10 protein-coding genes are annotated in these 13,048 nt (G+C 45.8%); 4 read left to right on the top strand and 6 right to left on the bottom strand.

Annotated elements, in window-relative coordinates:
• Positions 1–63 precede the first annotated feature (63 nt).
• A complete protein-coding gene (locus A6E01_RS00685; RefSeq protein ID WP_065209360.1) occupies positions 64–1,959 on the top strand; it encodes an AsmA family protein in 1,896 nt (631 codons plus the stop codon).
• Here the strand turns inward: A6E01_RS00685 and A6E01_RS00680 are convergent.
• From A6E01_RS00680 to typA, 4 genes are all read right to left on the bottom strand, one after another.
• Positions 1,956–2,879, bottom strand: coding sequence for a bifunctional GNAT family N-acetyltransferase/hotdog fold thioesterase (locus A6E01_RS00680; protein ID WP_017029355.1), 924 nt, complete (start codon positions 2,877–2,879; stop codon positions 1,956–1,958). The genes A6E01_RS00685 and A6E01_RS00680 overlap by 4 nt on opposite strands.
• Before the next feature lie 45 nt (positions 2,880–2,924).
• Positions 2,925–3,359 carry a D-aminoacyl-tRNA deacylase gene (gene dtd, locus A6E01_RS00675; RefSeq protein WP_026012654.1) on the bottom strand — a complete coding sequence of 145 codons (435 nt, stop codon included), beginning with the start codon at positions 3,357–3,359 and terminating at the stop codon, positions 2,925–2,927.
• Positions 3,331–4,245: a virulence factor BrkB family protein gene (locus A6E01_RS00670; RefSeq protein ID WP_017033011.1), complete on the bottom strand. Its 915-nt coding sequence runs from the start codon at positions 4,243–4,245 to the stop codon at positions 3,331–3,333. Before A6E01_RS00670 ends, dtd begins: the two co-directional genes overlap by 29 nt.
• Positions 4,246–4,457: 212 nt before the next feature.
• Positions 4,458–6,287, bottom strand: a complete 1,830-nt coding sequence (typA, locus tag A6E01_RS00665; RefSeq protein ID WP_065209359.1) for a translational GTPase TypA — start codon at positions 6,285–6,287, stop codon at positions 4,458–4,460.
• Between the two features lie 555 nt (positions 6,288–6,842).
• Here typA and glnA point away from each other — a divergent pair.
• The 3 genes from glnA to glnG all read left to right on the top strand — a co-directional run bounded on the left by glnA (position 6,843) and on the right by glnG (position 10,976).
• A complete protein-coding gene (gene glnA, locus A6E01_RS00660; RefSeq protein WP_017033012.1) occupies positions 6,843–8,252 on the top strand; it encodes a glutamate--ammonia ligase in 1,410 nt (469 codons plus the stop codon).
• Between the two features lie 228 nt (positions 8,253–8,480).
• Positions 8,481–9,536, top strand: a complete 1,056-nt coding sequence (gene glnL, locus A6E01_RS00655) for a nitrogen regulation protein NR(II) (RefSeq protein WP_017029350.1) — start codon at positions 8,481–8,483, stop codon at positions 9,534–9,536.
• Positions 9,537–9,563: 27 nt separating this feature from the next.
• A complete protein-coding gene (gene glnG / locus A6E01_RS00650; protein WP_017033014.1) occupies positions 9,564–10,976 on the top strand; it encodes a nitrogen regulation protein NR(I) in 1,413 nt (470 codons plus the stop codon).
• A gap of 74 nt (positions 10,977–11,050) precedes the next feature.
• On the opposite strand, the gene hemN is transcribed toward glnG, so the two are convergent.
• Both hemN and A6E01_RS00640 read right to left on the bottom strand, forming a co-directional pair.
• Positions 11,051–12,424 carry an oxygen-independent coproporphyrinogen III oxidase gene (hemN, locus tag A6E01_RS00645; protein ID WP_065209358.1) on the bottom strand — a complete coding sequence of 458 codons (1,374 nt, stop codon included), beginning with the start codon at positions 12,422–12,424 and terminating at the stop codon, positions 11,051–11,053.
• A gap of 130 nt (positions 12,425–12,554) precedes the next feature.
• Positions 12,555–13,043, bottom strand: coding sequence for a DUF2489 domain-containing protein (locus A6E01_RS00640; protein ID WP_017029347.1), 489 nt, complete (start codon positions 13,041–13,043; stop codon positions 12,555–12,557).
• Between the last annotated feature and the right edge of the window lie 5 nt (positions 13,044–13,048).

Here is a 13,048-nt window from a genome sequence, read left to right as displayed (position 1 = left end):
TTATTGATAAACAATAAGATATAAGTCATCTTTACCCATACGCGAACAGCATTGGGAAATAGGATGAAGGCTGTACTCAAAATCAGTTTCTGGGCAATATTGCTTTTACTAGCAGGGCTTATTGCGCTATTTCTGATCTTACAAACCTCTCATTCAGGTTGGTTAACTCAACAGTTCCTCTCTCGCGTTACAGATAACTCTATTCAGATAAACGAGTCACACTATCAGTACCCAGATCAATTGACCCTATCTCGAGTGACCATCGCTCAGCCCAATAACTCTGTCATAGCCATTAATAGCGTGCAATTGAGCTTCGAGGCGCAATGGCGCTGGCCCAAGCCACTCTCAATAACCAATGTATTGATCTCCGGCGTTAACCTGCCGGAGGGAATTCCCGATAAAAAACAGCTCGATAATCTGGTGCAGCGTTGGCAGCCTCAGCATATTGAAATTCGAGGCATGGATTTTGCGAACAACGACTTTATCGCACGAGATATCCAACTCACTTACACCCCAAAAGCCCCTTATCCCGAAGGGTACCTAAATATCGATAGTGATCAGGTGTACTGGAAGGGCGAAGCCTTTGATAACTTTAAGGCCAGAATCAATTACGTTGAAGATAAGACTCAATTAGACCTTGTAAGCTTTAATTGGCGTGGAGGCGAAATTCAATTCATTGCTGAGAAAAACAGTGATGATTGGGTGATCAACGATGCGTTGGTGCGAAACCTCCAGCTTTCCGAGCCTCTATTCTCTCAACCAGAGCCACCGCCACTAATCCCTCTTCTGAAAAAAATCACGTCTATTGAACACCTAGAGATCGAGCGCTCTAGTTGGCAGGCTAATGACCTTGCTCTCAACCAAATGCATCTGCAGCTAAGCAACTGGGATCTTCGCAAAGGCTTATGGACGCAAGATAGTCCATTCCAGTTCTCAGCAGAGAGCGTTGCTTTGCATGAACAATTGTTACTGGAGCCACAAGCATCAGGGCAATTTGCATCACACAGTATTCAGTTCGATAAGCTTACCTTTCTGTTTGAACAGGGCCAATTTACCACCAGCGGTAAGCTGTCTGAAGATAGTGTGCACCTCAATGAACTAGAGGTTAAGAATCTGGAGTGGAGTATTGAAGACCCTGAGGTCCATGATGCTGTAATGAAATCACTACATGCTCTACAGACCTTTGAAATAGACAAACTCAAGGTAGAGCGTAGCCAGCTTATTGATATTTCTACAGATAATCATTGGCAGGTGTCCAATGTTAACGCGGAAGGCAGAGAACTTATCCTCAAAAAAGACGGTAATTGGGCGCTGTGGAATGGTTCCTTTGCCGCGAGCGCGAATAGCCTGTCTGCATTTGGCATGACGTCTATCAAGCCCTATCTAGAGACGGATACCACTCACGGACTATGGCATGTAAGACAACTGTTTTTGCCTATCAATGATGGATTAATCAAAGCAGATTCAAGCATAGATCTAGGGCTAGCCAGCTATCCATGGCAAGTGTCCGTGCAGGCTTATGGCCTGCCTTTAGAAAGCATTACGCACCCGCTCGATGCGGCGGTCGGCTGGAGCGGCCTTGCCGACTTAACCATTGACTTAAGCGGTCTAGGTGGCGATGAATTAATGCTAAAACACAGCCTTGATGGCCAGATAAAGATAGCGCCACACGATGTACAGTTGACCCTACCTTTCTCTCCAAAAGATAAGCACTCAGTGATCATTCCTGAGGTGAACATCGAAGTAAACAGAGGGGTGGTAAAGGTGTCAGAGATTCAATTCGTCAGCCAAGATTTGTCTGGAAGCGTGCAAGGCAGTGTTGACCTAGTGGATCTAGAAGGAGGGAACATTAAGTTTCACCTCAGCACAGATTGCCTGTCGCTTTCTTCTACACTGCCTAAAGGGCGCAATCAAATCTCAATGACCTGCCCTAAAGCTGAAACCCAAGAAAATCCCTAAACACTTAGGGTTTCATTGGCCTTTGAACTAGGCAGTAGTACATAAGTACCTGTAAATTCAACCGCTTCTTGAGTGCCACTATAGATAAATACCTTAATAATAATTCGGGCTCGGCGCCCTCCTTCTAGTCTATCAAGGTCTCCACTAATGCCATCCAAAGAGGTACTCGCTTTTGGGCTCTCTTTTACAGGGTGACGATAGCGAATATTACTGTCCGCAAGCACGATGTCAGCATGAAGGTTTCGCTCCTTCATCAATAGCCAAGCCATCCCCCACCCCGTTAAGGTGGCTAGGGTAAACGCTGAGCCTGCAAACATTGTATTGTGTGGATTAAGGTTTGGGTTTAGCTGAGCAACACACTCAAACTTATAGCCGGTATACTGGTTGATCTTGATTCCCATTTTATCACTGATAGGGATCTGCTCTTCCCAGCGACTCTGCAGCTCATTACACCAATCAGGGCGTCGCAATACATTCGCCATAGGGTCGATAGTTTTTATCATTTGTTGATGGCGTACAGGCCCTCGCTCATCGCTCAACGAACCTTGGCTTTCAAAGCCATTATTACGATAAAACTCAATGGCATCTTCGCGAGCATTACACACTAGTCGCTTCACGCCCTCTTCTCTAGCCAGAGACTCTAGAGCTACCATGATCAAAGAACCGACGCCTTTGCCCTGACGGTTCTTTTTCACCGCCATATAACGGATCTGTCCATCATCATCGGCAGTCACATACAGGCGCCCTATGGCAACAGGACGGCCTCGACTGTCCACTATCATGCGGTGATGGCTAAGCTCATCGTATTCGTCTCTTTCTGAACCCTTTGGCCTTTGCCAAGGCTCACGCAACATCTGCCAGCGAAAGTGATAATACTTTTGCAGTTGGTTTTCAGTTCTTGGGGTAATCAGTTTAAACATATGAGTTCAGATCCATTTGAATCAATTAGTTATAGAACAGCAGCCCTAGACTTGGAGCCAGAAGGTAACAGGACCATCGTTGACCAGTGAGACCTTCATATCTGCAGCAAAGCGACCGCGCTCAGTGGGAAGCACTTCCGCGCATCGGTCAGAGAAGTACTCATACAAGCGCTCTGCATCCGCAGGTGCCGCACCGCGTGAGAAACCTGCACGAGTCCCTTTCTTAGTATCGGCAGGTAGCGTAAATTGGGAAACCACTAACACACTACCATCAACTTGCTTCACATTCAGATTCATTTTGTCTTCATCATCACCAAACACGCGATAGGTGGTTACCCTCTCCATCAAGCGTTTAGCTTTGGCTTCATCATCATCTCTTTCTACGCCAAGCAGGACTAATAAGCCTTTATCGATCTCTCCGACCACTTCACCGTCGACCTTTACTGCGGCCTCACTCACTCTCTGAATCAGAGCTATCACTTCGAATCCTTTTTCTCATTAATTTATCTTGGTAATACAAAAACCATTTGATGCTGAATGGCTCATTCACCCGCCACACCTCACCTTCACCTAAGCTGGCTGTGATTTCTGCACCGATCAACACTATCATCCAGCAGAGATAAATCCACATAAATAACAGAGGGACCGCCGCCAAGGCACCATATATCAGCTGATATGAAGGGAACTGAGACACGTAGTAGGCAAATAGTTTCTTACTGATCTCAAACAAACAGCCAGCAACAAACGCGCCCGCCAAGGCGTGATTAAAGCGCACCTTAATATTAGGCACCAACAGGTATAGCCCAAAGAAGGCTAAGAAAGAAAAGCTGATAGGCAACAGGCCATACACCAAATGCACCGTATCTTCGCTCCAAACCCGCAGCGAGCCAACGTAAGAAGAAAAGACCAAGCTCATGCCCACTAGCACAGGACCGAGAGTTAGCACCATCCAATACATAGAAAATGAATACACTGTGCGGCGCTTTTTGCGCACTCGCCAAATGTAGTTGAGGTTTTTATCGATGGCCGAGATCAATAGCAAGGCAGCAAAGAAGAGGAACACTAACCCTATCGAGGTCATCTTACCCGTATTGGCAATAAATTCGTTAAGAGTGTGCTGAATAGCCTCACCCGCAGCGGGCACAAAGTTACTAAACACGAACTGCTGAACCGTATCCCCAACACCATCAAATAGAGGCACACGCGACAACGCGGTTAAGGTAACCGTGGTTAAAGGGACCAAAGACAATAGAGTGATGTAAGCCATATAACCTGCATTCACAGGTAGCCTATCGTGCTTGGCTCTTTGGTAGAGGTAGCCGGAGTAATGTAATAAAACATGTACCCAGCGTGGAAGATTGAGCATTTACTGCGTCCTGCTGTAATACCAATAGGGATTGAAAGTTGAGACTTATTCACAAGTCATCATGACTTGTCGTTTGAAAATTCAATCTGTTACGAAAGAAGTTTCAGTTTAGCAAAAAAAACAGCCCCGAAGAAGTGAGCCAATAAAGGGACTTCTGCGGGGCTGTACTCAGCTCGGCTGTGCACTCAATGCACAGCTAGTCTGAGATTAGATTACTTAGCTGGACGTGCTGCGCGCTTACGCTCGTTCTCAGTAAGAAGCTTCTTACGGATACGAATGCTTTCAGGCGTTACTTCTACTAGTTCATCTTCGTCAATGAACTCAAGAGCTTGCTCTAGAGTGTGCTTGATCGGTGGAGAAAGAACCTGAGCTTCGTCCGTACCAGAAGCACGTACGTTAGTTAGCTGCTTACCTTTAAGACAGTTAACGGTTAGGTCGTTTGCACGGTTATGAATACCGATTACCTGACCTTCGTAAACTTCATCAGCGTGCTGTGCAAACAGACGACCACGCTCTTGTAGGTTAAACAGAGCATATGTCAGAGCTTTACCCGTTGCGTTCGAGATAAGAACACCGTTGTTACGTTGACCAATTACGCCACCTTTGTGAGGGCCGTAGTGATCAAACGAGTGGTACATCAGGCCAGAACCAGACGTCAACGTTAGGAATTCAGTTTGGAAACCGATAAGACCACGAGAAGGCATCATAAAGTCCATGCGAACACGACCTTTACCATCTGGAGACATATCTGTTAGCTCACCTTTACGTAGGCCGATATTTTCCATGATGCCACCTTGGTGCTCTTCAAGCACATCGATGGTTACTGTTTCGTATGGTTCTAGAAGTTGACCGTCTTCTTCTTTAAGGATTACTTCTGGACGAGATACTGCTAGCTCGAAACCTTCACGACGCATGTTTTCGATAAGGATCGAAAGGTGAAGCTCACCACGACCAGATACACGGAAACGGTCAGGGTTGTCAGTTTCTTCAACGCGCAATGCTACGTTGTGTACCAATTCTTTCTCAAGACGCTCAAGGATGTTACGTGAAGTAACGAACTTGCCTTCTTTACCCGCGAACGGAGAAGTGTTTACTTGGAAAGTCATAGTAACCGTTGGCTCATCTACAGATAGAGGAGTCATCGCTTCTACGTTGTTTTGGTCACAGATAGTGTCTGAAATCTTCAGCTCACCAAGACCTGTGATTGCAATGATGTCACCTGCATTTGCTTGCTCAACTTCGTGACGGTCAAGACCAAGGTAACCCAATACCGTGCCTACTTTACCGTTACGCTTTTTACCTTCAGCGTTAACAATAGTCACTTGCTGGTTAGGCTTAACAGAACCACGAGTTACACGACATACACCGATAACACCAACGTAAGAGCTGTAATCAAGCTGAGAAACCTGCATTTGCAGTGAACCGTCTAGGTCAACGTTTGGAGATTCTACTGTATCAACAACAGCTTGGAACAATGGTTCCATGTTCTCGCCAGTTTCGCCTTCTTCCATTGTTGCCCAACCGTTAAGCGCTGAAGCGTAAACAACAGTAAAGTCTAGCTGCTCGTCAGTTGCGCCTAGGTTGTCGAATAAATCGAAAACTTGGTCCATAACCCAATCAGGACGAGCGCCAGGGCGGTCAATCTTGTTGATTACAACGATTGGCTTAAGGCCGTGTGCGAATGCTTTTTGTGTTACGAAGCGAGTTTGAGGCATAGGGCCGTCAACTGCATCTACGATAAGCAAAACAGAATCAACCATAGACATGATACGCTCAACTTCACCACCGAAATCGGCGTGTCCTGGGGTATCTACGATGTTGATGCGGTAATCATTCCAGTTAATTGCAGTATTTTTTGCAAGAATGGTAATGCCACGTTCTTTCTCGATGTCGTTCGAGTCCATTACGCGCTCTTCAGCTTCACCACGAGACTCAAGCGTACCCGATTGCTGTAGCAGCTTATCAACCAGTGTTGTTTTACCATGGTCAACGTGCGCAATGATGGCGATGTTTCTTAACTTATCAATCTGTGGAGTAGACATGAATAGAGTTCACTCAGTAGCGTCTCGGCGGTTTGCCGATGACAGGAATTAAAAAAATTTGCCGTAATGTATCAGATTTTAGCCAAAATCCCAACAAGATGTGATCTATACCTTACTTATTAATGAATTATTGACCTCTATTTAGCCCCCAGCTTAGTAAATTCCACTGGCATCCCTCTTTTAGTCTCCTTATTTACCCTCTAGAGGCGATCTCTCATCGCACCAATCTAGGGCGAAAGTGATCCATTTCTTATTTTTAACTGAGAATATTTCATTGATATTGAGCAACTGCACCCAAAGCTCACATTTTTGCGCCCCAATATAGTGCAGGCATGGATCATCTTGGTGCATTACAGATATTAAAAAGCAACCACCAACCCATTAAAGCATTGATAAATATAGATTTTAAAAAGTTGGCACGCCTTTCGCATTAGGGAAAGCAGTCGAAAAATATTAATTGTTCGATGAGTAAAAAAGAGTGTAGATTGAATCCTAGGATTTTATGCTCACCAAAATCGAGCAATCACGTTTACCAACACTGGAGGTTTTCCAATCATGTCAGTAGAAAATGTACTATCGCTGATCCAAGAAAATGAAGTTAAGTTCGTTGACTTACGCTTTACCGATACTAAAGGTAAAGAGCAACATATCTCTCTTCCTTCACACCAAGTCGATGCAGACTTCTTTGAAGAAGGCAAAATGTTCGATGGTTCTTCTGTAGCTGGTTGGAAGGGTATCAATGAATCTGACATGGTTATGATGCCGGACGCAGCAAGCGCGGTACTTGACCCGTTCACAGAAGATTCAACACTGAACATCCGTTGTGACATTCTTGAGCCTACTACTATGCAAGGCTACGACCGCGACCCTCGCTCTATCGCGAAGCGCTCTGAAGAGTACATGCGTTCTACAGGAATCGCAGATACAGTACTAATCGGTCCAGAACCAGAATTCTTCCTATTTGACGATGTTAAGTTCAACACTGACATGTCAGGTTCTTTCTACAAAATCGATGACGTAGAAGCATCTTGGAACTCAGGTTCTGATTTTGAAGAAGGTAACAAAGGTCACCGTCCAGGTGTTAAAGGCGGTTACTTCCCAGTAGCTCCTGTTGATTCATCTCAAGACATCCGTTCTGCTATGTGTCTAATCATGGAAGAAATGGGTCTAGTAGTTGAAGCGCATCACCACGAAGTTGCTACAGCGGGTCAGAACGAGATCGCTACTCGCTTCAACACGCTAACAGCTAAAGCTGATGAAACTCAAATCTATAAGTATGTTGTTCATAACGTAGCTCACGCTTACGGCAAAACAGCAACTTTCATGCCTAAACCACTGGTTGGTGACAACGGCTCTGGTATGCACGTTCACCAATCTCTAGCAAAAGATGGCGTTAACCTATTTGCTGGTGACAAGTACGGCGGCCTATCTGATCTAGCTATCTACTACATCGGTGGCGTAATCAAGCACGCACGTGCAATCAACGCATTTGCTAACCCTGCGACTAACTCATACAAGCGTCTAGTTCCAGGTTTCGAAGCACCAGTTATGCTTGCATACTCTGCACGTAACCGTTCTGCTTCTATCCGTATCCCAGTAGTACCAAGTCCTAAAGCACGCCGTATCGAGCTACGCTTTGGTGACCCAGCGGCTAACCCGTACCTAGCATACTCTGCAATGCTAATGGCTGGCCTTGACGGTATTAAGAACAAGATCCACCCAGGCGAAGCTATGGACAAGGATCTATACGACCTACCTGCAGAAGAAGCAGCTGAAATCCCAACAGTTGCAGCTTCACTACAAGAAGCGCTTGCTTCTCTAGATGCAGACCGTGAGTTCCTAACTGCTGGCGGCGTATTCTCTGATGACTTCATCGATTCTTACATCGACCTGAAATCTCAAGACGTAGAAAAGATCAACATGACAACTCACCCACTTGAGTTTGACCTTTACTACTCTGTTTAATCTTTAGATTAAGCGCTTTTTAAAAGGGTCTGCCATTGGCAGGCCCTTTTTTATTCCCCATTTGTCGTGCACTCAATTAATTAGCACCAATTAAGAGCAACCTCAAAAAACGGCAAGCTTTTTGCATTATCTAGGGAAGAGCTAATTTCCTCGAACTGCAGCACTTATTGCACCAATATTGTGCAATAATAGACTTAGATTTTCTCTGTGCACCAAAAAGGATTTTTCGTGAGTAAACCACTAGCTGACACCGTCTTAGAACAACTTGTTACAGCGACCTTGCTGATCGATGAAGCATTGACGGTTTGCTACTTAAACCCAGCGGCTGAACAGTTATTTGGACAGAGTAAGAATCGTTGTGTCGATCAGCGGTTACCTGAATTGGTGGAGCACTCTTCCATCGACTTTTCGGTGTTTGAACAACCCTTAATTTCAGGGCAGAGCATTACAGACAGTGACGTCACCTTTGTTATAGAAGGCAGACCATTGCTATTGGAGATCACCATCAGCCCTATTTCGTGGGACAAAAAGGTGATGCTTCTAGTTGAATTGCGACAGGTGGATCAACAAAGAAGACTCAATCAAGAACTCAATCAGCATGCTCAACAGCAAGCAGCCAAGCTACTGGTGAGAAGTCTGGCTCATGAAATTAAGAACCCGCTTGGTGGGCTTCGCGGCGCGGCGCAACTACTAGAAAAAATGCTGCCATCGGAGTCATTGCGCGAATATACCCAGATTATTATCGAGCAAGCTGACAGGTTACGGAACCTGGTGGATCGCTTGCTTGGACCACAAAGACCGGGCACCAAGCAACCAGAGAATGTGCACCTTATTTTAGAAAAGGTGCGTCAGTTGGTCGGGCTCGAGTTAGGTCAAAATGTTCGCATTGAGCGAGATTATGATCCGAGCTTGCCGGATATTGCCATGGACAGCGAGCAGATCGAGCAGGCACTGCTCAACATAGTGAGCAATGCCGCTCAAATATTACAAAAACAAGATGATGCTCTAATCACCCTAACCACTCGAACTGAGCATCAAGTCAATATCCATGGCAAGCGAGTTAAGCTTGCCGCCAGAATAGAGGTGGTCGATAACGGTCCTGGTATTCCCCCAGAGCTAGTAGATACCTTGTTTTACCCTATGGTCAGTGGTCGAGAGGGTGGTACTGGGCTTGGGCTATCAATATCGCAGAATCTTATAGACCAGCATCACGGCAAGATCGAAGTAGACAGTTGGCCCGGTAAAACGACGTTCACCGTTTATCTACCCATTTTAGATTATTAAAAAATAAAAGCGCTAGGAGGCAGAATAATGAGTAAAGGCTATGTGTGGGTCGTTGATGACGACAGTTCTATACGCTGGGTTCTAGAAAAGACCCTCTCTAACGCCAATATAAAGTGTGAAACCTTCGCAGATGCTGAAAGCGTACTTTTAGCACTAGAGCGAGAGGTTCCAGACGTTATCATCTCAGATATTCGTATGCCTGGTATGGATGGCCTTGACCTGCTTAAACAGATCCAAAAAGCGGAGCCTGAATTGCCGGTTATTATTATGACGGCTCACTCAGACCTAGACGCTGCCGTTAAGGCGTATCAAGAAGGGGCTTTTGAGTACCTGCCAAAGCCATTTGATATCGATGAAGCACTTGCCCTTGCCGATCGCGCCATTACTCATAGCCAAGAACAAAAACAAAGCCACAACGCGTTAACCTCCAGCAAAGCGGACACTCCTGAAATCATAGGCGAAGCACCTGCGATGCAAGAGGTCTTCCGTGCTATCGGCCGTCTCTCCCGCTCCTCTATCTCTGTGTTAATTAATGGCGAATCAGGTACGGGTAAGGAATTGGTCGCCCACGCTTTGCATAAACACAGTCCTCGTAGCAAAAATCCTTTTATTGCCCTCAATATGGCTGCGATTCCAAAAGACCTTATCGAGTCAGAGCTTTTCGGACATGAGAAAGGGGCATTTACTGGCGCAAACAGCGTTCGCCAAGGTCGATTCGAACAGGCCAATGGTGGCACGCTATTTTTGGATGAAATTGGTGATATGCCACTGGATATCCAAACGCGATTATTGCGCGTACTTGCCGACGGACAGTTCTATCGTGTCGGCGGGCACTCTGCCATCAAGGTAGACGTAAGGATCATTGCGGCTACTCACCAAAACCTAGAATCTCTCGTTAAAGAGGGGGACTTTCGTGAAGATCTCTTCCACCGCTTAAACGTTATTCGCGTACACATCCCTTCTTTAAGGGAGCGTAAACAAGATATCGAAAAGCTCGCACAACACTTCCTAGATTTAGCTGCAGAAGAGCTGAGTGTTGAAGTGAAAACCCTGTCCAAGGAAGCGGTAGATATCCTTACTCGACTTAGCTGGCCGGGCAACGTTAGACAGCTAGAGAACACCTGTCGCTGGTTAACGGTAATGGCAAGTGGTAGTGAAATACTACCGTCAGACCTTCCTCAAGAGCTTGTAGAGGAGCGTAGTCTTTCTACCAGTACAGATAGCTCAGACTGGCAAGAACTGCTAGAGAAGTGGGCTAGAACCGCACTCGCTTCTGGAGAAACGGAGCTCCTCTCTTATGCCCTTCCTGAATTTGAGCGTATTTTATTGAAGGTGGCGCTGAATCACACCAATGGCCACAAACAGGACGCTGCAAAAGTATTAGGGTGGGGACGCAATACATTAACTCGTAAATTGAAAGAGTTAAGCCTCAGCGATTAATTGAATTCAATTGATTGGCTGTTGCTGGACACCCAATAAGAAAAAAGCCACCTTGGTTAAGGTGGCTTTCTGCTCTAAATAACGCGAGAAAACTGCTGCTGGCGAGCCTTAGCTCGGAAGTATTTATCAAAACACATACAGATGTTTCGAATCAGCAAGCGACCACGAAGGCTTACCTTAATCTCAGAATCTGAGACCTCAACCAATTCATCATCAATGAAGGTTTGTAGTAGCTGCAAATCTTCAGCGAAGTACTGATCAAAGCTTAATCCGAACTGCTGTTCGATATCGCGCTTATTCAAAGTAAAGTTACAGATAAGCTGCTTGATCACCTCACGGCGGGTTAGGTCGTCTTTATCCAGAGCCACGCCCTTCCACAGTGCATGACGCTCAGACTCTATCTGACCGTAGTATAGCTTAAGCTCTTTCTGGTTTTGCGCATACGTATCACCCACCATAGAAATGGCAGAGACACCAAAGCCGATAAGGTCGCAATCACCTTGCGTGGTATAGCCTTGGAAGTTTCGATGTAGCTCGCCGTTTCGCTGTGCCACTGCAAGTTCATCTTCTGGAAGTGCAAAGTGGTCCATACCGATAAACTGATACCCTTCGGTCGTCAGGGTTTCAATGGTTTGCTGCAGAATAGACATACGCTCAGAGGCAATGGGTAGGTCTTCGTCTTTGATCTTACGCTGCGCTGCAAACAGCTGAGGCATGTGCGCGTAATTAAACACTGATAGGCGTCCTGGACGCATACTCAGCACCTGACGCATAGTTTCAGCAAACGAGTCCGCCGTTTGCAAGGGTAAGCCATAAATTAGGTCTAGATTGGTAGAGCGAAAGCCCAGCGTTTTAGCTCGTTCAACCATAGCAAAAATGAACGCTTCATCTTGTTCACGGTTTACTACGCGCTGTACTTCTTTATTGAAGTCTTGAACACCAATACTCAGTCGGTTAAAGCCCTTTTCACGCAAGTGATCAAGCATATCCAGCTCAATCTCACGCGGGTCTACCTCAATACTGATTTCAGCATCAGCGTTAAACGCAAACTCTTCGTAAATCACCGCCATCAAACGGCTAATTTGCGCCTTGGTTAAGAAGGTGGGTGTGCCTCCACCAAAGTGCAACTGGTTTACCTTACGCTCTTTCAGCAGTGCCGCACGCTGACGAATCTCAAATTCTAAGACATCTAAGTAGTCGTCCGCTTTATGCTGATGACGAGTGATGACCTTATTACAACCACAGTAGTAGCAAAGCTTATGGCAAAACGGAATGTGGATATAGAGAGATAGCGGACGCTCAGGATATTGCATGTACGCAATGTCTAGCTCAGCAACGGTGAACGCCTCGTGGAATTCCACAGCCGTTGGGTAAGAAGTGTAACGAGGCCCAGAGTAGTTGTATTTATCCAATACACTCTGATCCCAGATAATTTGTCGGCTAGACATATTAATATCCTAAGTACTGCTGATAAGGGGAGCTATTTTGCCACAGCCACTAAGGTGACTCGTTTTATAGCTAGCAAATATCAGGCAGAATTGTTGATATTTGCTAGCAGGATCACGCCTATGGCGAGTGCTATCGCATTTGAATGGAGATTTGGTCGTTCAATGGGGCCACTTGACCCTTAAGATCTTTCAACTCTTCAATAATAGTATCACTCAGACGAGTTTCAGCCTTATGACGAGCCAGGTTCTGTTTCATGCGCTCTTGTTTCGCCAATTGCTGGCGATCTTCGCCTCGAGCCATGTCATTAACCACTTCAAATAGCTCGCTCAACGCTGGGTAGCGTGTCTTCACATCAATGCGTTGCTCACCCTGAACATAGTCCAGAATGTTGCACAGACGAATGCTCAGCTCCGAAAGATCACATTGCCCTTGAATGCCTGCAAGGCATAAGGTATCGACACTTTCGAAGATCTTGGCATTGCGCTTTGCAATGGCTAACGCCTGATGTTGTGTAATAAGCTGCTTCTGCTTTTTAAGTCTATTAAGCAAATATGCAGCGTAACCACCCAACCCGAGGATGATGATAACTCCAATCGAAGCCAGCACAGCCATATCCATTGATT

This window comes from Vibrio breoganii (assembly GCF_001677275.1).
GTDB lineage: Bacteria > Pseudomonadota > Gammaproteobacteria > Enterobacterales > Vibrionaceae > Vibrio > Vibrio breoganii.
This window is presented reverse-complemented; position numbering and strand designations above follow the sequence as displayed.